This window comes from Microbacterium oxydans, from assembly GCF_000956405.1.
Taxonomy (GTDB): domain Bacteria; phylum Actinomycetota; class Actinomycetes; order Actinomycetales; family Microbacteriaceae; genus Microbacterium; species Microbacterium oxydans_C.
Genome location: NZ_JYIV01000028.1, coordinates 334,362 through 355,668, shown reverse-complemented (window position 1 = coordinate 355,668; position 21,307 = coordinate 334,362). Strand labels below are relative to the sequence as shown.

19 protein-coding genes are annotated in these 21,307 nt (G+C 68.4%); 2 read left to right on the top strand and 17 right to left on the bottom strand.

Features of this window, described 5'->3' with window-relative positions; translation table 11 throughout:
• Positions 1-30 precede the first annotated feature (30 nt).
• From RN51_RS14310 to gabT, 7 genes are all read right to left on the bottom strand, one after another.
• A complete protein-coding gene (locus tag RN51_RS14310) occupies positions 31-468 on the bottom strand; it encodes a pyridoxamine 5'-phosphate oxidase family protein (RefSeq protein WP_045264688.1) in 438 nt (145 codons plus the stop codon).
• Between the two features lie 121 nt (positions 469-589).
• Complete coding sequence (locus RN51_RS14305) at positions 590-1,954, bottom strand: NAD-dependent succinate-semialdehyde dehydrogenase (RefSeq protein WP_045264687.1); 1,365 nt, start codon at positions 1,952-1,954, stop codon at positions 590-592.
• A gap of 58 nt (positions 1,955-2,012) precedes the next feature.
• The gene (locus tag RN51_RS14300) at positions 2,013-3,479 is read right to left on the bottom strand and encodes an NAD-dependent succinate-semialdehyde dehydrogenase (RefSeq protein ID WP_045264686.1); all 1,467 of its coding nucleotides are present in this window, start codon (positions 3,477-3,479) and stop codon (positions 2,013-2,015) included.
• Between the two features lie 22 nt (positions 3,480-3,501).
• Positions 3,502-5,049 carry an APC family permease gene (locus RN51_RS14295; RefSeq protein WP_045264685.1) on the bottom strand — a complete coding sequence of 516 codons (1,548 nt, stop codon included), beginning with the start codon at positions 5,047-5,049 and terminating at the stop codon, positions 3,502-3,504.
• The gene (locus RN51_RS14290) at positions 5,049-5,933 is read right to left on the bottom strand and encodes a universal stress protein (RefSeq protein WP_045264684.1); all 885 of its coding nucleotides are present in this window, start codon (positions 5,931-5,933) and stop codon (positions 5,049-5,051) included. The genes RN51_RS14295 and RN51_RS14290 overlap by 1 nt, the downstream gene beginning before the upstream one ends.
• The gene (locus RN51_RS14285; protein ID WP_045264683.1) at positions 5,933-7,315 is read right to left on the bottom strand and encodes a flavin monoamine oxidase family protein; all 1,383 of its coding nucleotides are present in this window, start codon (positions 7,313-7,315) and stop codon (positions 5,933-5,935) included. The genes RN51_RS14290 and RN51_RS14285 overlap by 1 nt, the downstream gene beginning before the upstream one ends.
• A gap of 107 nt (positions 7,316-7,422) precedes the next feature.
• Entirely contained in the window at positions 7,423-8,787 is a 1,365-nt protein-coding gene (gabT, locus tag RN51_RS14280) for a 4-aminobutyrate--2-oxoglutarate transaminase (RefSeq protein WP_045264682.1), read from the bottom strand.
• 98 nt (positions 8,788-8,885) lie between these two features.
• Here gabT and RN51_RS14275 point away from each other — a divergent pair, with 98 nt between their 5' ends.
• Positions 8,886-10,394 carry a PucR family transcriptional regulator gene (locus RN51_RS14275; RefSeq protein WP_045264681.1) on the top strand — a complete coding sequence of 503 codons (1,509 nt, stop codon included), beginning with the start codon at positions 8,886-8,888 and terminating at the stop codon, positions 10,392-10,394.
• Positions 10,395-10,487: 93 nt separating this feature from the next.
• On the opposite strand, the gene RN51_RS14270 is transcribed toward RN51_RS14275, so the two are convergent.
• Together RN51_RS14270 and RN51_RS14265 are read right to left on the bottom strand one after the other, a co-directional pair.
• A complete protein-coding gene (locus tag RN51_RS14270; protein ID WP_045264680.1) occupies positions 10,488-10,877 on the bottom strand; it encodes a riboflavin kinase in 390 nt (129 codons plus the stop codon).
• Positions 10,874-11,383, bottom strand: a complete 510-nt coding sequence (locus tag RN51_RS14265) for a flavin reductase family protein (protein WP_045264679.1) — start codon at positions 11,381-11,383, stop codon at positions 10,874-10,876. Before RN51_RS14265 ends, RN51_RS14270 begins: the two co-directional genes overlap by 4 nt.
• Positions 11,384-11,486: 103 nt before the next feature.
• Here RN51_RS14265 and RN51_RS14260 point away from each other — a divergent pair, with 103 nt between their 5' ends.
• Positions 11,487-12,092: a PadR family transcriptional regulator gene (locus RN51_RS14260; RefSeq protein WP_045264678.1), complete on the top strand. Its 606-nt coding sequence runs from the start codon at positions 11,487-11,489 to the stop codon at positions 12,090-12,092.
• Positions 12,093-12,094: 2 nt separating this feature from the next.
• Here RN51_RS14260 and RN51_RS14255 read toward each other — a convergent pair whose 3' ends face one another.
• From RN51_RS14255 to RN51_RS14220, 8 genes are all read right to left on the bottom strand, one after another.
• Positions 12,095-12,979: a ribokinase gene (locus tag RN51_RS14255; RefSeq protein WP_045264677.1), complete on the bottom strand. Its 885-nt coding sequence runs from the start codon at positions 12,977-12,979 to the stop codon at positions 12,095-12,097.
• Entirely contained in the window at positions 12,972-14,351 is a 1,380-nt protein-coding gene (locus RN51_RS14250) for an NtaA/DmoA family FMN-dependent monooxygenase (RefSeq protein ID WP_045264676.1), read from the bottom strand. Before RN51_RS14250 ends, RN51_RS14255 begins: the two co-directional genes overlap by 8 nt.
• Before the next feature lie 110 nt (positions 14,352-14,461).
• Entirely contained in the window at positions 14,462-15,310 is an 849-nt protein-coding gene (locus RN51_RS14245) for an ABC transporter permease (protein ID WP_045264675.1), read from the bottom strand.
• Positions 15,303-16,100 (bottom strand): ABC transporter ATP-binding protein, encoded by a 798-nt coding sequence (locus RN51_RS14240; protein WP_045264674.1) that lies wholly within the window; start codon positions 16,098-16,100, stop codon positions 15,303-15,305. Before RN51_RS14240 ends, RN51_RS14245 begins: the two co-directional genes overlap by 8 nt.
• Positions 16,100-17,203 carry an ABC transporter substrate-binding protein gene (locus RN51_RS14235; protein ID WP_045264673.1) on the bottom strand — a complete coding sequence of 368 codons (1,104 nt, stop codon included), beginning with the start codon at positions 17,201-17,203 and terminating at the stop codon, positions 16,100-16,102. Before RN51_RS14235 ends, RN51_RS14240 begins: the two co-directional genes overlap by 1 nt.
• A 205-nt stretch (positions 17,204-17,408) precedes the next feature.
• Positions 17,409-18,020, bottom strand: a complete 612-nt coding sequence (locus RN51_RS14230) for a TetR/AcrR family transcriptional regulator (protein WP_045264672.1) — start codon at positions 18,018-18,020, stop codon at positions 17,409-17,411.
• 37 nt (positions 18,021-18,057) lie between these two features.
• Complete coding sequence (locus tag RN51_RS14225; RefSeq protein ID WP_045264671.1) at positions 18,058-19,614, bottom strand: glucoamylase family protein; 1,557 nt, start codon at positions 19,612-19,614, stop codon at positions 18,058-18,060.
• A gap of 130 nt (positions 19,615-19,744) precedes the next feature.
• Entirely contained in the window at positions 19,745-21,196 is a 1,452-nt protein-coding gene (locus tag RN51_RS14220; protein ID WP_045264670.1) for a helix-turn-helix domain-containing protein, read from the bottom strand.
• Positions 21,197-21,307: the final 111 nt, after the last annotated feature.

The window sequence follows — 21,307 nt, the reverse complement described above, 5'->3', positions numbered from 1 at the left end:
CCTGAGGCCAAGAAGCCAGGACGCGCGGGGTCAGTACTCCTGGGGGCCGTCGCGCTCCGGCTCGGGGCTGCGGCGGAACGCGCGCCCGGACACCGAGGTCGGAGCGATGCGCACGTACACGCGCTTGAGGGTGGGGATCCACGGGCGAAGGCCTGCCGCATCCGCACGGTGCACATCTTCGTCGGTCTCCAGCGCGGCGGCGTGTCCGCGCACGATCACGCTCCAGGCATCCGTGTCGGTGTGGTCGTCGACCTCGAACAGCACATCGGTGTTCACCGTGAGTTCGAACAGCTTGCTGCCCGGCGCGGTGCGGAACAGGACGCCGTCTCCGTCGACCACGAAGTTCACGGGGAAGATGTCGATCGTGTCACCGACGTGAGTGACCAGTCGCCCCAGCTCCTGTGTTCCGAGCCGCGCCCAGCTCTGTTCGGTGGTCAGCGTCTCGATCGGGTCGGTGTGCGCGCTCATGCGGCCATTGTCCCTCACCCCTGCCCACAAGACACGTTCCCGTCGCAGTTCCTGTCGGAATGCGCGGAAGCAAGCGACAGAAAGTGCGACGGGAACGCGGTCTCCGTGCGAGTGGAGCGGCTCAGCCGACGCGGATGAGCTTCTTGTTGACGAACTCGTCGGCGGCCAGGTGTCCCAGCTCGCGGGCCGTGCCGCTGCGCTTGACGCCGCCGAAGGGCAGCTCAGGGCTGTCGGCCAGCACGAGGTTGACGTAGACCATGCCCGCCTCGATCTTGTCGGCGACGCGCTCCGCCTGCTCGGCATCCGTCGTGAAGACGTACGAGCCGAGGCCGAACGTGGTGTCGTTCGCGAGCTCGACCGCCGCGTCCTCATCCGCCACTCGGTAGACGACGGCTGCCGGACCGAACAGCTCCTCGCGGTAGACGTTCATCTCCGGCGTCACGTCGGCCAGCACTGTCGGAGCGAAGAACGCACCGTCGCGGGTACCGCCCGTGAGCAGCGTCGCGCCCTGCTCGATCGCCTGATCGATCTGCTTCTGCAGATTCTCGGCCGCGGTCTCGGACGACACCGGGCCGAGGACCGTGTCATCGAGCGTCGGGTCGGTCGCCTCGACCGCCGCCATCGCCGCCGTGAACTTCTCCACGAACGCGTCGTAGAGGTCGTCGACGATGATGAAGCGCTTGGCACCGTTGCAGGCCTGCCCGTTGTTGTCCAGACGCGCATCGACGCCGGCCTGCACAGTGGCATCGAGGTCGTCGGTGGACAGCACGATGAACGGGTCGGAGCCGCCGAGCTCCAGCGCGACCTTCTTGAGGTTGCGGCCGGCGATCTCCGCGACAGCAGCCCCCGCACGCTCGGAGCCGGTGAGCGAGACGCCCTGCACGCGCGGGTCGGCGATCATCGTCGCGATCTGCTCGTTCGTGGCGAGCACGTTCTGGTATGCGCCCTTCGGGAAGCCGGCGTCGTGGTAGATCTTCTCGATCGCGGTCGACGACTCCGGGCACTGGGGTGCGGGCTTGAGCAGGATCGTGTTCCCGACGATGAGGTTGGGAGCGGCGAAGCGCACGATCTGGTACGCCGGGAAGTTCCACGGCATGATGCCGACGAGCGGGCCGAGCGAGGAACGCCGGATGATGGCCGACCCCTCCCCCAGGATCGCGATCGGCTGGTCGGCCATGATCGACTCCGCCTGATCGGCGTAGTACTCGGCGATGTCTGCGGCGAAGTCGACCTCGCCGAGGGCTGCTTCGCGGGGCTTGCCCATCTCGCGCACGAAGATGTCGGCGAGCTCCTCGCGGCGCTCGCGGTGCAGTTCGGCCGCGCGACGGATGAGAGCCGCACGCTCGGCGACCGTGGACGAGCGCGACCACTCGCGGTGGGCCTCGTCGGCTGCGGCGACGGCCTCGTCGATCTGGGCGTCGGTGAAGGTGTCGAAGGACGCCAACGTCTCTCCGGTGGCGGGGTTGATGACGGCGTAGTCGGTCATGACATGTCCTCTCGTTGGGTGATGCGGGGCCCGACGGCGCAGGCCCCGCATCGGGGAATCAGGAGACCGGGATCAGCGTGTACTTGGTGGACAGGTACTCGTGGATGCCCTCGAAGCCACCCTCGCGGCCGACGCCGGACTGCTTGACGCCACCGAAGGGCGCGGCCGCGTTCGAGACCACTCCCACGTTGAGACCCATCATGCCGGTCTCGAGACCGTCGATCATGCGCTGACCGCGCTGCAGGTTCTCCGTGAAGACGTACGACACGAGTCCGTACTCGGTGTCGTTCGCGAGACGTACGGCCTCTTCCTCGGTCTCGAAGGTCGCGATCGCGAGCACCGGTCCGAAGATCTCCTCGCGGAGGATCGCGCTTCCGGCAACCACGTCGGTGAGCACGGTGGGCTCGTAGAACGTGCCGGTGCCCTCGACGGCCTTGCCGCCGGCGAGCAGGGTCGCACCGCGTTCGACCGCATCGTCCACGAGCTCACCGGCCTTGGCCACGGCGTCCTCGTCGATGAGCGGTCCGATCGCCACGCCCTCTTCCGTGCCGCGGCCGATCTTCATGCCGTTGACGCGCTCGGTCACGCGCTTGGCGAACTCGCCCGCGACGTCCTTGTGCACGATGAAGCGGTTCGCCGCCGTGCAGGCCTGACCGATGTTGCGGAACTTCGCGGCCAGCGCACCGTCCACGGCCTTGTCGAGGTCGGCGTCGTCGAACACCACGAACGGAGCGTTGCCGCCGAGTTCCATCGACACACGCAGCACGCCCTCGGCCGCCTGGGCGATGAGCTTGCGACCCACCTCGGTGGACCCGGTGAAGGAGAGCTTGCGCAGACGCGGGTCGGCGATGATGGGGGCCGAGAGCGCGCTGGACTTCGACGTCTGCACGACGTTCACGACACCCGCGGGGAGCCCCGCCTGCTCGAGCAGCGAGACGAAGTACATCGTCGTCAGCGGCGTGAGTGCCGGCGGCTTGATCACGACGGTGCAGCCCGCAGCGAGTGCCGGGGCGATCTTGCGCGTGGCCATGGCGAACGGGAAGTTCCACGGCGTCACGAAGAACGACGGCCCGACGGGGCGCTGCGACACGACCATGTGGCCGGTGCCCTCGGGGTTGATGCCGTAGCGGCCGCTGATGCGCACGGCCTCCTCGCTGAACCAGCGCAGGAACTCTCCGCCGTAGCCGACCTCGCCGCGTGCTTCCGCGAGCGGCTTGCCCATCTCGAGCGTCATGAGCAGCGCCAGGTCTTCCTTGTGCTCCTGCACGAGGTCGAACGACGTGCGGAGGATCTCGCTGCGCACGCGCGGAGCCGTCGCGGCCCAGGCGTCCTGCGCGGCGACCGCGGCGTCGAGGGCGCGGATGCCGTCGCCGGGCGTCGCGTCGGCGATGGTGCGGATCACGGCGCCGGTCGCGGGGTCCTTCACGTCGAAGGTGCCACCCGTCTCGCCGTCGATCCACTGGCCCCCGATGAAGAGTCCGGTGGGGATGCTGTCCAGGAGCGCCTGTTCGGTCTGAGTGCTCATGATTCTCTTTCTGTGAGGAGGGCTAGGAGCGCTTGCGTCGGCTGGGCGGTGCGTCGATGCCCAGCGTCTGTCCACGGAAGAAGGCGGGCCGTCTGATCGCATTCCAGATCATCACGACGAGGCCGACGACGATGATCAGCATGCCGAGGATGAACACGATCCCGACCCCGCCGATCTGCGAGCCGGAGCCGTAGGCCGGGTCCATCGAGTCGATCAGCGTGGTGAAGAACAGGATCGCGAGGATGATGCCGCCCACCAGAGGGAACAGGAACGTGAAGAAGAAGTTCCTCGTCGAGTCGAACCACTGCTTGCGGAAGTACCAGACGCAGGCGAACGCGGTGATGCCGTAGTAGAAGCAGATCATCATGCCGAGCGTGAGGATGGTGTCCCACAGCGTGTCCTCGCTGACGATGCGCATCACGGCGTAGAAGCCCGACGCCACGATGGCCGAGGCGATGGTCGCGTACCCCGGCGTGAAGAACCGCGGGCTGACCTTCGCGAACGACTTCGGCAGCGCGCCATAGTGCCCCATCGCCAGCAGGGTGCGCGCCGGGCCGACGAACGTGGACTGCAGCGACGACGCGGAGCTGGTCAGCACGGCGAGCGACACGAGGAACGCGAGCGGGCCGAGGATCGGGCCGGAGAGGTGGAAGAACACGTTCTCCTGGATGTCTTCGTTGCCGAGTCCCAACGCGCCGGTGCCGACGCCGGCGAACATGATCATCGCGACCGCCAGCAGCAGGTACAGCGAGACGATCATGAGCACCGTGACGGTGGCGGCACGCCCAGGGGTCTTCTCCGGGTCCTTGGTCTCCTCGTTCATGGTGAGGGTGACGTCCCAGCCCCAGAAAATGAAGATCGAGAGGGAGAGGCCGGCCGCCACCGCGCTGAACGAGGAGATCGCGAACGGGTTGAACCAGCCGAGGTCGAACGGCTGGTAGTCGAAGCCGTTGCCGTTCACCGCCTGGACGATCGCGGCGCCGGCGAAGAACAGCAGCACGAGGATCTGGAAGCTGACGAGCCAGTACTGCAGCTTCTGCGTCGTCTGCATGTCGCGGTACGAGATCCATGTCGCGCCGAGCATGAACAGCAGGCACACGCCGATGTTGATCCAGGTGACGCTCGCAAGCGAAGCGATGTCGGGGTTGCCCGTGATCTGCGAGATCAGCAGGAAGAGGAAGTCCACGGCGATGCCCGCGAGGTTGGACAGCACCAGGATCGTGGCGACGACCAGGCCCCAGCCGGCCATCCAGCCGACCCAGGGCCCGAAGGCACGTGCCGCCCAGGTGAACGACGTCCCGGAGTCGGGCATCCGGTTGTTGAGCTCGCGGTAGCCGAAGGCGACCAGGAGCATCGGGATGAAGCCGACCAGGATGATCGCCGGGATCTGCGACCCGACGGTCGAGGCCACGGGTCCGACGGCCGCCGTGAACGTGTACGCGGGCGCGATGCACGAGATGCCGATCACGACCGCGCCGATCAGGCCGACCGTTCCGGCGCTCAGGCCCTTGGTGGAGATGCCGGTGGTGACGCCGGATTCGGGCTCCGTCGCCCGGGGGGTGCTGCTCATCAGCGTTCTCCTGCTTCGTTGCGGGTGCGCGGCACGACGATCATGGGGACGGGCAGCACGTGCAGCATCTTCGCTGCCGTGGAGCCCAGGAACAGGCGGCGCGGCTGTGCCAGCCGGCTCGATCCGACCAGGATCACCTCGCCGGGAAGCCAGGAGAGGTTCGCGACCGCATCCTCGACCGTGTCGCCCGGTGCCTTCTCGACCGCGGCGGTGCGCCCGTCAGGAAGCAGCTCCGTCGCCATCGCGAGCACCTCTCGACCGTGTGTGTCTCCCACGGTGCGGATGGCCCCGGTGTCGAGGCCGGGTGGCACGTCGAACGGCACGAGCGAGACGAGTCGCAGATCGACGCCGCTGTCTCCGGCGAGCGACACCGCTTCGTCGAGCAGCGCGTCCGCGCCCGGCCGTGAGCCGACCGCGACCGTGACACGCGGGATGACGTGGTCGTCCTGCTGGGCGGTGCCGACGGGCGCCAGAGCGACAGGGATGGTCGACGAGTGCAGCAGCTCAGAGGCCACGCTGCCGAGACGGTGGCGCCCGAAGATGCCTCCGCCCGCCGCGCCGATCACGATCAGACGGGCGCCGAACTCCTCACCGGCGGCGATGAGTCCTTCCGCGAAGGACTCGGAGAAGCGGACGTGTCCGCTGCGGATCAGCTCCTGCGGCAACCGGACGACGGCGTCGCCGAGCCACTTCTTGGCCTGCGAGCGGATGTGCTCCTCGTAGGCGCGCTCCGGCGGCACTGCAGCACTGCGCGTGCCCTCGTTGGGCAGCACGATCACCAGGTGCAGGGTCGCCCCCAGGCTGCGGGCGATGCGCGCACCCAGCGCTGCGGCATCCGCCCCCGCGTCCGTCGCCGTGTATCCGACGACGACCGACCCGGTCATCAGCTGCTGCTCTCGACAGCGCCGGCCTCACGACTCGCATCGACGATGTTGGCGGCGACGAGGTGTCCCATGCGGATCGCGCCGTCGACGTGCTGGTACCCGGCGCCTGCCATGTCGCTGCACGCGAAGTGGATCGGTCCGACCGCGGTGCGCAGGTCCGCACCGTAGCGGTGCAGACCGCCCATGTCGAAGCTGGCGGCATAGGCACCGCGCGTCCACTCCTCGCTGCCCCAGTCGCTCTCGTAGTAGACGACCGGGTTCTTGGCTTCGGGGCCGTAGTAGTGCGACAGCGACTCGAGGATGCGCTCCTTGCGCTCCTCGGCCGAGAGCTCGAACACGCCGTCGGCGTTGGCGTCGGAGACGAAGCCGACCAGGGTGCCGCGCTCATCGCCGTGGTTCGTGTTGTCGTAGGCCTCGTGCGACAGCTCGTACGGGCTGAACGCGGTGCCGCTGAGACCCTGCTCGCGCCAGAACGGGCGGTCGTAGACCGCGTGCACCTTGATGACGAAGCCCATCGAGAGGTGCTGGTGCAGCTGGTGCTGGCGGCGGGGCAGCGGCGGATCGAACGAGATGCGGCTGTAGAGCACCGGTGCGTGCGCGAGGATCGCGTGGCGGGCGCGCACGGTGAGCTCGTCGGTGGTGGCGACCACACCTGCGTCCGACCACTCGAGGCGGCGGACGGGCTGGTTCAGCAGCACGTCATCGCCCAGACGCTCGGCGAGGCGCAGCGGCACCTGCTGCAGGCCGCCCACGACGCGCTTGTCGAGGATGAAGTCGGCGTCGACCAGGTTCGAGTAGGAACCGGCGGACGCGGCCATCAGGAGAGACTGCAAGAGCGAGAACGAGTGCGTGGGCTTGGTGAGCATCGCGGAGCCCGTGGCGAAGGCGAGGTTGCGCACGGCTTCGTCGTCGTCGGTCTGCGAACGCAGCCAGGCATCCCAGGTGATGGAGTCCCACTCCTCGGCCTTGGGGTGAGCCCACGGCTGATCGGGGTCGATCTCCGCGACCAGCGCGTCGAGGATCCCCGTGATGCGGGCGATCACAGCCTCGGTCTCCGGCGAGACGGGGAACATCTCCCCCGTGAAGCGGTGGGTCTTCCCGTCGGGGCCGACGTAGACGCTGTCCCCCTCGCGGTAACGGCTGTAGGTCTCGAGGCCCAGCTCCTCGATCGTGTCCTTAAGCGCGTCCTGGTCGGGCGAGACCCACTGGCCGCCGATCTCGAGCATTGCGCCGTCGATGACGTCGGTCCACAGGCGTCCGCCCACGCGGTCGCGGGCCTCCAGCACGGCGACCGACAGGCCGGCCTTGCGCAGGTCGTTCGCTGCCGTGAGCCCTGCGGCTCCGGCGCCGATGATGAGTACGTCGCGGGTGATCTCAGACATCTGCAACTCCTTCGTTGGGGGAAGTAGTGCCGGTCGCGACCCGAAATCCCCCGATTGGGGTCGCGACCGGACAGGGGGTCAGGCCGCGCGGGAGCGCGGCCTGCATGTTATTCGGCGGCGGCCAGGGCGGCGGCCACGATGTCGAGTCCCTCGTTCAGAAGGTCGTCGCCGATCGAGAGCGGAGGGAGGAAGCGGATGACGTTGCCGTAGGTTCCGCAGGTGAGGACGATGACACCCTGCGCGATGCACGCCTTCGCGACGGCAGCCGTGAGAGCGGCGTTCGGCGCCTTGGTCTCGGGGTCGACGAACTCCGCGGCGATCATGGCACCGTGGCCGCGGACGTCTCCGACGCGCGGGTCGTTCTGCTGGATCGCGGTGAGGCGGTCGATGAGGATCGTGCCGATCTCGCGCGCCCGCTCGATCACGCCATCGTTCTCGAACACGTCGATCGAGGCGAGAGCCGCAGCGCAGGCGATCGGGTTGCCGCCGTAGGTGCCGCCGAGACCGCCGGAGTGCGAGGCGTCCATGATCTCGGAGCGACCGGTGACGGCGGCGAGCGGGAGGCCGCCGGCGATGCCCTTGGCCGTGGTGATCAGGTCGGGCTCGATGCCGAAGATCTCGCTGGCGAACATGTGGCCGGTGCGGGCGAAGCCGGTCTGCACCTCGTCGGCGATGAAGACGACACCGTTCGCGCGGCACCAGTCGACGATCGCGGGGAGGAAGCCGTCGGCGGGGACGATGAAGCCGCCCTCGCCCTGGATGGGCTCGATGATGACCGCGGCCAGGTTGTCGGCGCCGATCTGCTTCTCGAGCTGGAGGATCACGCGGGCCGCGGCCTCGCGCCCGTCGAGTCCGTCACGGAACGGGTACGACATCGGCGCGCGGTACACCTCGGGAGCGAACGGGCCGAAACCGCTCTTGTAGGGCATCGACTTGGCCGTGAGCGCCATGGTCAGGTTCGTGCGGCCGTGGTAGCCGTGGTCGAATGCGACGACGGCCTGGCGACCGGTGTGCTTGCGGGCGATCTTGATCGCGTTCTCGACCGCTTCGGCGCCCGAGTTGAACAGGGCGCTCTTCTTGGCGAAGTCGCCGGGGGTGACGCGGTTGAGCGCCTCGGCGACACCGACGTAGGACTCGTACGGCGAGATCATGAAACAGGTGTGCGTGAACTGCGCAGCCTGAGCGGCGACGGCTGCGGCGACCTTGGGGTGCGCGTTGCCGACCGTGGTCACGGCGATGCCGGAGCCGAGGTCGATGAGCGAGTTCCCGTCGGCGTCGACGACCACTCCGCCGCCCGCGGCGACCGCGGCGATCGGAACCGTGTGTCCGACACCCGCGGCGACGGCGTCCGCCTTGCGCGCGAGGATCTCGGCCGAACGGGGGCCGGGGAGGTCCGTGACCAGGCGACGCTCCTGCGGGAGGTCGGGTCCGCCGAGAGGGACTGCGGGGGCTGCGGTGTCGAGGAGTGCCATGTTCGCGAGCGTACGGCGGTGACCGAGACGGCTGCATTCACCGGTCTGTACAATCTGTAGCGTCAGTTCGCCTGCGTGTATAAGTTCCGGAGAATGCCATGGCCGTCACCGCTCAGCCGACTCTGCGCGCGCTGCTGCAGCGTCGCGACCTCGGGCTCTCGCTGGTGCCTCACGAGGCCGACATCCCGGAAGGCGCTCTCGACCGACCCCTGCGCTGGGTGCACAGCTCCGACCTCGCCGACCCGACCCCGTTCCTCTCGGAAGACCTGGCCCTGCTGACCACCGGGACGCAGTTCGACGAGGCCGTGAGCATCGACACGTACGTCGGCCGGCTCGCAGACCGCGGTGTGATCGGCCTGGGATTCGGCACCGAGGTGCACCGCTCCGGCATCCCCGACGAGCTCATCGAAGCCTGCGCCGTGCACGGGATGCCCCTGTTCGCGGTGCCGTACCGCACGCCGTTCATCGCCGTCGCCCGCGCGCACTCCGAGGCCATAGCCGCCCAGGCCTACGCACGGCGGTCCTGGGCACTCGACACGCAGCGCGCCCTCGCCCTCGCCGCTCTCCGCCCCCACGGCCTCGACGCGACGATCGCCGAGCTCGGGCGTCGGCTCGATGTCTGGTCGGGCATGTTCGACGCCGCGGGAGCCCTCACGTTCTCCCACCCGCGGGACGCAGTGGACGCGCGCGTGCTCGAGGAGCTCGGATCCCGCGTGGTGGAGATCCTCACGCGCGGCCTCGAGGCCGGGCAGTCGCTGAGCATCGATGACCACTCGTTCATGTTGTTCACGGTGGGCCGCGGCGGACACCTGCGTGGCGTCATCGCCCTGGCCGTCGAGACGCTCGACCCCGAAGCACGCTCGGTCGTGACATCGGTCATCGCGATGGCGGGGCTCTCGATGGAGCAGAGCGAGCAGTTGGCCCGAAGTCGACGTCGTCTGCACGCCCAGCTCCTCGGTTCGCTCCTCACCGACGACCCCTCTCTCGCCAGACGGGTGCTGGGAAGCCTGCCGCCCGCGCCGGTGCTCGTCGCGGTCGCCGCCGATGCGCCCGCCGGACCCCTGACCGACTGGTGGGAGCGGCACCGGTCCGAGCACGGCACCTCGTTCTTCCTGGCCGAGTCGGAGGACGGCTTCACGATGTGCGTGTCAGTCTCCGACGAGGGTCTGCTGGATGAGGTCGCCGGCCGGTTCGGCATCCGCATCGGCGTCTCCGACTCCGAAGGCTACGACTCGTTCGCGCGCGCTCATGCGCAGGCTCTCACCGCACTGCGCCAGCAGGGCTCGCACGGGACCGCCCGCTACGCCGACACCGTGGGATCGAGCATCCTCACCGCCCTCGCGACCGACGAGGCCCGCCTGGTCGCCGAGTCTCGCCTCGCCCCGGTGCGCGAGCACGACGCCCGCACCGGTGCCGACCTGGAACGCTCACTGCGCACCTGGCTCGAGCACGACGCCAAGGCCGAGTCCGCCGCGATCGCTCTCGGGGTGCATCGACACACACTGCGCTCCCGCATCGCCCACGCGGGCGCTCTCCTGGACGTCGACCTGTCGACGTTCCCCGCCCGCGCCGAGCTCTGGACCATTCTCCAGACCGCCCGCGACTGACTCCCCGCCCTGCCCTTCGATCCTTCCAGTCGCACTTTCTGTCGCTTGGGTGCTCTCAGAGCGACAGAAAGTGCGACCGGAGCGGAGTCGGGGTCAGGGTGTGAGGAGGGCGCGACAGCGGGCGACGTCGTCCGCGGTCTGCGCGATCAGTGCGGCGGCGCCGTCGAAGCAGAGGGTCGGCCGGAGGAACACCATCAAGGTCACGGTCAGCCGCCGACCGTAGAGGTCGAGCTCCGCGTCGTGGAGGTGCACTTCGACACGTCGCTCGCGGTGTCCGTCGAACGTCGGATTCGCCCCGACGCTCACGCTCGCCGCCCAGACCTGCGGATCGTCGTCGATCCCCACCCAGGCTGCGTAGATGCCGTCGACGGGCAGGCTTCCGCGCTCCAACGCCAGGTTCGCCGTCGGGAAGCCGAGCTCCCGCCCCCGCCCGTCGCCCGGCACGACCACACCGGCGATCGTCCCGAGCGGCGGAACGCTCACGCGCTCTCGGGAGCGGCGATGGAGCGGTAACGGCTCTGGTGGAAGACCAGCGGCTCGACGTCGTCGAACAGGGTGACGTCAGCGATCTCGTACAGCGCGACCTCGTGGTCGCCGCCATCGAAGGTGCTGTGCAGACGGCAGGTGAGCCACAGGGCCGCGTCGGCGATGAGCACAGCGCCACCCTCGGTGCGCTGCCACTCGTGCCCGCCGAAACGATCGCCCTCGCGCGCCGAGAGCGATCGGCTGAGGGGCTCATGGTGCGCTGCGAGCACGCTCATGCCGAGCTCGGGCACTGCGCGCAGCACCGGCCAGGTCTTCGAGGTGCGGGCCGCACTGATGGCGACCAGCGCGGGTTCGAGCGAGATCGAGGTGAAGGAGTTGACCGCCATCCCGACCGCACGGTCGTCGACGTGGGCGGCGAGCGCCACGACACCGGTCGGGTACACCGAGAAGGCCCGGCGGAGGGCGAGGTCGCGGGGCAAGGCGTCAGTCACGGCAGTCGTCATTTCGGCTTCCTTTCATTAGTCAACTTTGACTAGTTTTGATAATAGGCAACTTTGATCATGCAAACAACAGGAATCTGCGAATCCAGCAGTTAGCATGAGGGTCATGTCGACCACCCGCCTCGTCGTCCTCGGCGCCGTGAAGCAGTTCCAGCCCGTGCACGGGTACTTCCTCCGCCGTGAGCTCATGACCTGGCACGTGGACGAGTGGGCGCACATCCAGCCCGGTTCGATCTACAACGCCCTGCGCGCACTGGAGGTCGACGGGTACATCGCCGAGAGCGGCACCGAAGCCGAGGGGAAGCGCCCGGCGCGCACGACATACCGGATCACCCCGGCGGGCGAGGTCGAGTTGCAGCGCATGCTGCGCGAGAACCTCTGGAACGTGGCGGCCTTCGACACGCAGGCGATCATGACCGTGGCATCGTTCATGTTCGTGTTGAGCCGGCAGGAGGTGATCGCCGGCCTCGAGCACCGCCTCATCAAGAGCGACGCGATCATCACGCAGAACGGCTTCGATGTGCAGGACACTCTGCGCTCCGAGACCACCCCGAAGTACGTGCGGGAGATCTTCGACCTCTCCACCGCGCGCCTCACCGCCGAGAAGCAGTGGCTGCTCGATCTGCTGGAGCGTCTGCGCGACGGCGAGTACACCTTCGCCGGCGAGACGGTCGAGAACGCGGCGACGAGGGACGCGGCGTCCTCGGACTGACCTCAGCGCGACGCGACGAGCTCGGCGATCGATACGGGCGAGAGCGCCGACGTCGTCGCCCCACGATGCTGCGCCACGATGGCGCCGGCAGCACAGGCTCGACGCAGAGCCGCTTCGATGACGTCTCCCTGCGCGAGGGCGGCGGCCAGAGCACCGCAGAATGCGTCTCCGGCACCTGTCGTGTCCACCGGATCGATCGGGAACGCCTCGACGTGCACGGGGGTGCTCCCCACGCGATGGAGGTCCACTCCCCCGGCACCCCTGGTGCGGACGACGATGTGCGCGCCGGCGTCGTGCAGACGATCGACACCGCCGAGATCGTCGCACTCCGTCTCGTTCACGACGAGGAGGTCGACATCGGCGAGCATCCCGAGCGTCGCCTCGTGTGCCGGTGCGGCGTTGAGGATCGTGAGAGCCCCCGCGGATCGCCCGGCCCGAAGCGCGGCCGCCACGCTCACGACCGGCACCTCCAGCTGAGCGAGCACGACGGCGGCGCCCTCGATACCGGCGACCGCATCGTCGACGTCGAGCTCCGCGTTGGCGCCGGCCGCGACGATGATGCTGTTGTCGCCGTCGTCGAAGGCCAGCACGTGAGCCACACCGGTCGGGGCGTCGGCGCTGCGGCGCAAAACCGACGCCACTCCAGCGTCCGCCAAGGTCTGCTGCAGCACGTCCCCGGCCTCGTCCGCTCCGACGACCGCGCAGAACCTGGTGAGAGCCCCGCTCCGTGCGGAGGCGACAGCCTGGTTCAGGCCCTTGCCTCCCGAGAAGCGGCCGCCGGCACGGCCCAGGAGCGTCTCACCGACGAGCGGAGGGCGCGACACCTCGACCACCAGGTCGAGGTTCGCGCTCCCCACCACGGCGACACCGGTGAGGGTGTCAGACACGCGACATCGTCCGCCGGAACTGCGAGCCGGTGTGCGACTCGGCGAGCGCAGGTGTCGGCGTGCCGATCAGGCGCTCACGCAGCGACTGCGGCTCCGTCGAGGGCTCCGCGATCGCGCCGCGCTCCTTGAGGATCGGCAGCACGTGCTCGATGAAGTCGACGGTCGAGGCGGGCGGGATGACGGGGGCGAACAGGAACCCGTCGAGGTCGGCGCCGTCGGCGAGCTGGATCATCCGGTCGGCTACCTGCTCCGGAGTGCCCACGATCGGGCGGGCTCCGACGCCGTGCGCATGCCAGTCTCCCAGCACATCGCCGACGGTCTTGTCGGCGAAGCGGGCGACCTGCGTCTGCGAGAGCTCGGTGCTGAGCTCCGACATCGGTGTGTCCGGTGCGTACGCCGAGAGGTCGAGCCCGGTGAACCAGGCGTAGGAGGCGACGGTGACGTCGGGGTTCTGCGCATCGGACACCTCGGCGTACTTGCGCCGGGCCTCCTCCTCGGTGCTGCCGACGACCGCCGCGAACGCCGACATGATCTTGACCTCGTCGGCCCCGCGACCGTTCTTGATGGCCTCCTCGCGGATGGCGCTCGAGTGCGCACGGAGCTGTTCGACCGAACCGCTGCCCACGAAGATCGCCTCGCCGTGCTTGCCGCCGAACTCACGACCGGCGGGCGATGCTCCGGCCTGGAACAGCACGGGGGTGCCCTGCGGCGAGCGCGCCGTGTTGCCGTAGCCGTGCGAGCGGAAGTAGGGGCCGTCGTGCGCGATGCGGTGCACCTTGGACGGGTCGGCGAAGCGGCCGGACTTGTCGCGCTCCAGGGCTCCCTCGTCCCACGCCTGCTCCCACAGCTTGTAGACGACCTGCATGAAGTCGTCGGCCATGAGGTAGCGCTCGTCGTGCCCGACCATCGGCACCCCGAAGCCCTGCACCGCGGTGTCGGCGGTCCCGGTGGTGACCACGTTCCAGCCGATGCGACCGCCGGAGAGGATGTCGAGCGTGGCCATGCGACGGGCGAAGGAATAGGGCGGCTCGAGCAGCGTGGATCCCGTGGCGACGAGACCCAACCGCGTGGTCTCCGGGATGAGGGCTGCGAGGATGATCGCGGGGTCGAGACGCGGCAGGTCGAGGCCTTCGACGGAGCAGATGTCGGGGCGTTCGCCCGCGACGTCGGCCCAGCCCCAGGCATCCGCGAGGAACAGGAAGTCGAACCCGGCGTCCTCGACCATGCGCGCCGTGTCGCGCCAGTAGTCGAGCTTGTCGAACAGGTAACGCCCGTTGTCGGGGTGACGCCAGGTCGCGGTGCCGGAGTCGTTCGCCTGAGCGTTCTCGAAGAGGCCGAGACGCAGCTGCTTGACGGTGTTCTGATCGGTCATGTGCGGGTGCCTTCCTTGGGGTGGTGCAGATGGTTCTGGAGTGATTCCGGGCACGCCGGAGGAACCCCGGGACGGGTGGGGGAATCCCGTCCCGGGATGTGGATGCCGCGTCAGCCCTTGGCCGTGACCTCGCCGTCGCTCCACCAGAGCACGCGCTTGCGCACCAGGGCGAGGACGATGATCAGGAGCACACCCAGCAGGCACAGCAGGGAGATGCTGGCCCAGGTGACGGGCAGGTTCGCCTGTGCGGCCGACGTGGTGACGAGGGAGCCGAGACCGGCCTGCTGTCCTGCCGCGACGAACTCGGCGACCGCGGCGCCGACCACCGCGAGGGGCAGGGCGATCCGCAGACCGGCGAACACGTACGGCATGCTGCCGGGGAACCGCAGCTCGCGGAAGATCTCCCACCGCGAGGCATGCAGCGTCTTGAACACGTCCATGGCCTTCTGGTCCACGTCGCGGAGACCGGCGAGCGAGTTCACGAGCATCGGGAAGAACACCACGAGTCCGGTCACGATGAACTTCGGCACCATGCCGAAGCCGAAGGCCACGACGAGTGCCGGAGCGATGGCGACGATCGGCGTCACCATCACGATGATGACCAGCGGCATGACCGCCCGCTCGATGATCTGGAACTCGGCCATCACCACCGCCAGGAGGAACCCGGCGAGGATGCCGGCGGAGGCGCCGACCACGACCTCGAGGAGAGTGACGAGGAAGTTCGACCAGTACATGCCGGCGTCGTCGACGAGGCTGACGCCGATCGCCTCCAGCGTCGGGAGCACGTACGGGTTGGTCCAGGCCACCACCTGCCACAGCAGCGCGGCGAGCACGAAGGTGATCAGGGTGGGACCCCATGATCCCCACCGCAGCCAGGACGGGACGCCGCTGCGGGGCTGGCCCTTCAGGCGGGCGGTCGCGAGGGTCGCGGTGGTGTCTCTCATCGTCAGCTCAGACATGGGCCTTCTCCGTCTGCGCGCGCAGCGCACCGCGCACGACTGCTTCCAGTTCGCGGAACTCGTCCGTCGCGTAGGCCTCCTCGGTGCGGGGCCGCGGCAGGTTCACATCGATCACCTGGGCGATGCGCCCGGGGTGGGCGGCCATGACCACGATGCGGTCGGAGAGCATGATCGCCTCCGGCACCGAGTGCGTGACGAACATCACGGCCTTGCGGTTCGACTGCCAGAAGTCCAGCAGGGCGATCCGCTGCAGGTCGCGGTTCATCTCGTCGAGCGCGGAGAACGGCTCGTCCATCAGCATGATCGCCGGGTCGAACACGAAGGCCCTGGCGATCGCTGCGCGCTGCTGCATGCCGCCGGAGAGCTGACCCGGGTACTTCTTCAGCGCATGGCCAAGGCCGAAGGTCGACAGCAGCTCGGCGGGGTCGCGGAGGGCACGGTCGCCGTTGGCCCCGCGGTTGATCCGCACCGGGAGCTCGACGTTCTCGCGCACCGTCTTCCACGGCAGCAGCGCCGGCGACTGCGGGACGAGTCCGATCTTCTTGTCGCGTGAGGCAGCTCTGACGCTCTCGCCGTCGATCGTGACGCTGCCGGAGTCGGCGTCGAGGAGCCCGGCGACCACCTTGAGCAGCGTGGACTTGCCGCAGCCGCTGGGTCCGATCACCGACACGAACTCACCCATGCCGATCGTGAGACTCACGTCGTCGAGCACGGTGACCTTCGCGCCGTCGACGCCGAAGGACTTCGAGACGTTCCTGACCTCGACCCCGGCACCCTGTGCGAGCGTCATCACTTCTCCTGCCAGATCAGGGTGTCGCCGTCGTAGAGGTCGGCGACCAGGTCGGCGTCCATCATGTCGGCGATAGCGGGCAGGTTCTTGACGTCGCCGTACTTCTTCACGAGGGCGTACTCGGGCTCCCACATGGACTCGTTCTGCACACCGGGGTTGCCGCCGGCGCTCTCGCGCACCCACGCGGACTCCACCTCCCACGTGCGGGCAAGCTGCTCGCGCGGGAACGCTGCTCCCTGACCGCTGTCCTCGGCCAGCTTCGCGAGCTTGTCGATGCACGCATCGGACTCGTCGAGGCAGTACTGCAGTGCCTTGAGGCTCGCACGCATGAAGTCGGCCGCGACCTCGCGGTGCTCATCGAGGAACCGGGAGTTGACCTCCATCACGTTGTACGTCCCTTCGACACCCAGGTCGGAGGGGAGGAACTCGCTGAACGGCAGGCCCTGCGCCTTGAGCGACTGGGGCTGGTTCGAGGCGTAGCCGACGATCGCGTCGACCTGGTCGCGCACGACCACGGTCGGGTCGTAGTTGGTCATCTTCACCATCTCGACCTTCGAGACGTCCACGCCGGCCTCGTCGAGCATGGCCGAGGCGATCGGGGTCAGGTTGATGAAGTATCCGAGGGATCCGCCCTCGAGGTCCTTGAGGGTGTCGAGCTTCTCATTGCCGAAGATGGAGAACGGCGGGGTGGTGCCGTAGGTGGCGACCGCCGTGAGGTTCTTGCTGTTCGCGGCAGCCAGCATCACATCGGACGCGGAGCCGAGCGCGGTGAACTGCGCCTGACCGGACGCCACGAGCTGCTGCCCGTTCGCTCCGGAGGCGTTGATCTCCACGTCGAGGCACAGATCGTCGAAGTAGCCCAGCTCCTCGGCGAGGAACACATCGAGCTGGCCGGCGCTGGCGGAGTAGCCGTAACCGGAGATGTAGGTGATGGTGCCGGCATCCTGATTGCGCTTGCAGGCGTCGCTGTCGCTCGCACTCGTGGGGGCGGTATCGCCGCCTGGCGTCTGCGCGGAGCATGCTCCGAGCGTCAGCGTGGCGACGAGAACGCACGTCAGGGTGGCAGTGATGCGGAATCGGGTTTCCGCAGTGGAAGTAGCCATGAGGGTCCCTTCTCGGCCGTTCGTCGTTGATGGCTCGATGAAAGTAACATAGTCAATCTTGACTAAGCAAGATCAAACTAAGTTTTGACGACCGGTGCGACGGGAGTGGGCGTCAAGTGCGCGAGACCTCGACGAGCGCGCGGCAAGCCGACGCGAAGAAGCCGTGCGCTCGGCACGAAGCCGTGCGCTGGGCGGCACGGAGGATTCAGGCGGGGTAGAGGTAGCGGGTGACGAACTCGTCGAAGAGGGAGACCATGTCGACCGTGTCGTCGAGGAGCCACTGCAGCTGGATGCCGTCCATGACGGCGCTGATCAGACGCGCGGCGCGCACGGGGTCGATGTCGTCACGCACCTCACCCGCTTCCTGTCCACGGCGGAGTATCTCGACGGCTTCGTCGGCTCGCGACCGGTATCGGGCGGCGAAGTCGGCGTGAGACGGATGCTCGGGGTCGGTCGCCTCCGCCGACACGATCGCGTACAGCGAGGTGAGGCCGCGCGAGGTCTGGTTGTGGGCGACGACTCTCTTCGCCTGTTCGAGAAGGGTGTGCTCGGCGGGGTCGCCGGCCGCTGCCCTGACCTTCTCGTCACGCTGGTGCAACACCTCGGCGAACAGCTCCTCCTTGTCGGAGAAGTGGTGCAGGAGGCCGGCCGGGGTCACGCCGACGCGCTTCGCGATCTCCCGCAACGACCCGCCGTGGAACCCGGTGCGAGAGAAGACGATCAGCGCCTCGTCGACGATCGCCTGTCGTCGCGCCTGCCCCGTGGCGTAGGGACCACGAGGGCCGCGCCCGGCTGCCGCCTGTGCGTCCGCTCCCACTCCTGCTCCCTTCCCTCGGCGCGGACCACCCGGGGGCTCAGCCCTGGCGTCCGCCGCCTCCTTCACCCCACGACGAACCGAAGTCCTGCTGCCGCATCGCTGGACGCAGCAGCGTCTCCATCTGTCGATCCACGAAGTAGTCCTTGAGCCTATCCTTCGTGAGCTCGTTGCCGATCGCCGCCATGATCATCGACTGATCGAGCGACAGATAGCGCTCCGCGATCGTGCCGCTCTTCACCGCGACCGCATCGTAGAAGCCGCCGGGGCCATAGGCACCGAGGTCGTTCTCGATGCCTTCGAGGTTGCTCAGCACGCCCTTGCGGTCATAGGGCAACGCGAGGAACGCGGCGTGCGGGGTCACCACACCGTCCCCGAACTCGGGCGCGGGATTCGTCCCGACGGTGCACCCCGGTCGATCGACATCGACGTCGGTCTTCTCGGCGTCCGACGTGTAGCCGTCCGACCGCATGCCCGCGATGTCGACGCCGTACTCCGCGTACCCGCCGAAGGGGTCGCTCGCGGGCGAGAAGCCCCAGTATCCGTAGCCTGTCTCGTCAAGCCCGTGCTGCTTCTGCACGGCGACCGTGATCGGATGGTTGAGCTTCCACGACTTCGACCCCCACTTCGTCTCGGGGACGAGAAGGTCGGGCATCAGCGACTCGAACATGCTGCCACCCCAGCTCGGCACGAACGACATCCCGTCGTAGGAATACGTGCCCTCCCACACCTCGACGCCGTCGTATGTGCGGTACTCCCCCTGCGGAAGCTGCTCCTGCCATGCCCAGTCGCACGCTGGCGGCATCGTGCGATGCGTGCCGTACAGCGCGGTCGCCGGGATCTGTCCATTGGCGATGCCCAGGTAGGTCGCGATACGGCTCTCGCTCACGGTGGTGTCGTAGTGGTGGCACGTGTAGTACGCCGTCTCGCCCGACCCGTTGTACATCGGAGCAGAGACACTGCAGTCCGGCGGCGCCTGCTCCCAGAATCCGCCGCGGTTGGTGCCGGCGGGGAGACCTGCAGCACCGGCAGGATCGAAGAACGCGGAGAAGTCCATCGAGGCGTAAAGCGCGTCGGCTTGTCCCGTCAGCCCGGGGTCGGCCTCGCGGACGATGCGCAGGGCCGCGGCGAGCCATCCGTTGTCCACCGTGCTGAGGAAGGGGTGCACCGGGTCTCCGGAATCGGGCCACGTGGTCAGCTTCTCCCCCGAGGTCGGCGAATACCAGTTGTAGAACATCCCGCTCGCGTCGTTGCGCTCCAGACCGGCGAGCGTCTCGAGCGTCGTCGCGAGCCGGGAGTGCGCCTCCTCTGCGCTGATGATGCGCAGATCCCGGGCGGTGACGGTGGACCAGAGATAGCCGCCGATATTCGTCGGCGAGGTGTACGCGCTGGGGGTCTGCAGATCGCCGGTGACGTTGTCAGCGGGAAGCCCCGTCTCCTCATCGGTCATCGCCACCAGGGAACCCCAGGTGTCCCGCGCCCAGCGTTGGAGCTCCGCGTCGCCCGGACGACCGCCTCCCGCCGCGGCCGGCCCGGCGAGGGCCAGACCCGAGACGACCAGCCCGACCGTCGCCAGTGTGCTCATCCATCGCTTCATCGTGTCTCCTCATCGAGAACGGCGCCGCCGAACGCAGCGCTCCGACACGCGAAAACCTAACACCTGTTCAGTGTTGACTCAACCCCCGGCTCCGCTCCGGTCGCCGTTCCCTTCCGGCAACCACCGCCGTTCACCGCGGCGCGTGGGCCTCCAGGAACTCGTACACGTCGGTGGTGTCCACCCCGGGGAAGGCGCCAGTGGGCAGAGTCGCCAGCAGTGTGCGAGGAGTCTTCACGTTCGGCCAGGAGTTCTCGCGCCAGCGGTCCTCCAACTCTGCGGGGGCCCGACGACAGCACACCTCGACCGAGTGCTTCGAGACGCCGCGGTGCGGGGTGTCCCTGCCCACGAACCACTTCGTGTCGTCGAAGCGCACGCCCACGCTCACCGAGTGCAGCCCTTCGCTCGACGCCTCCACCCGTGCGGTGCACCAGTACGTGCCGTTGCCGGTGTCGGTGTACTGGTAGTACGGGTTGAAGCGGTCGTCTTCGTCGAACACCACCCGCGAGGTCCATCGCCGGCAGCACATCTGCCCCTCGATGGCGCCGAGGCGATCGGTCGGGAAGTTCACGTCGTCGTTCTCGTACGCCTTGGTGATGGTTCCCGACTCGTGCACCTTGAGGAAGTGCACCGGGATGTCGAGGTGCCAGGTGGCGAGGTTCGTGAAGCGGTGCGCCGCCGTCTCATACGACACCGAGTACGCGTCACGCAGGTCTTCGATCGAGATCGCCCTCCGCTGCTTGGCGTCCCGCAACGAGGGCACGACGTGCGCCTCCGGGATGAGCAGGGCACCGGTGAGGTAGTTCGTCTCGACGCGCTGACGCAGGAACTCGGCGTAGCTGCGCGGCTCGGAGTGCCCCAGGATGCGACTCGACAGCGCCTGCAGCACCGCGGTGCGGGCATCGCCCTTCGCCGGCACGCTGCTCGACAGATACAGCCGACCGTTGGCGAGGTCGGCGACACTGCGGGTGGTCTGCGGCAGATCGGGCGCGTAGTGCAGGGTGAAGCCGAGGTACGCCGCGATCTCGGAGGCGGTGCGCTGCGTCAACGGCCCGCCGGGATGACCGACGGCCGCGAGGATCTCGCCCGCCTTCGCCTCGAGGTCGGCGAAGTGGTTGTCCTCTCGCCGCATGAGGTGCCGGAGCTCCACGTTGGCACGTCGCGCCTCCTCCGGAGTCGCCGCGCGCTCGTCCTTGAGGCGGTCGATCTCGCCGTGCAGGGCGAGCAGCGCCTTCAGCGCCTCCGTCGGCACGCTCTTGGCGATGCGGAACGGATCGATGCCCAGCGCCTGGAACGTCTGCCCCTTCATCGCCCGCTCCAGGGCGATCTCGACCGCGCTGCGCTCATCGAGCGGCTCGCCCTCCAGCAGGGCATCGATCGTGACGCCGAGCGCGCGGGCGATGGCCTGGAGCTGCGTCAGCTTCGGCTCGCGCTTGCCGGTCTCGATCATCGACATCTGGCTCGGCGCCCGATCCACGGCGGAAGCCAGATCGTCGAGCGTCATGCCTCTGGCCGTCCGGAGCTGCCGGATGCGTCGGCCGATCGTGAGGGCGTCGGTCTCTTCTGCAGCGTCGTCGATGCTCATGCGGCCGATTCTGTCACAGAAACAGAATTTCCCCCGATCTTCTCTCGCTGATCGGTCATCGGATACCCGGAACTTCACACACAGTGGGTACACGCCACTCCGGCACCGCAG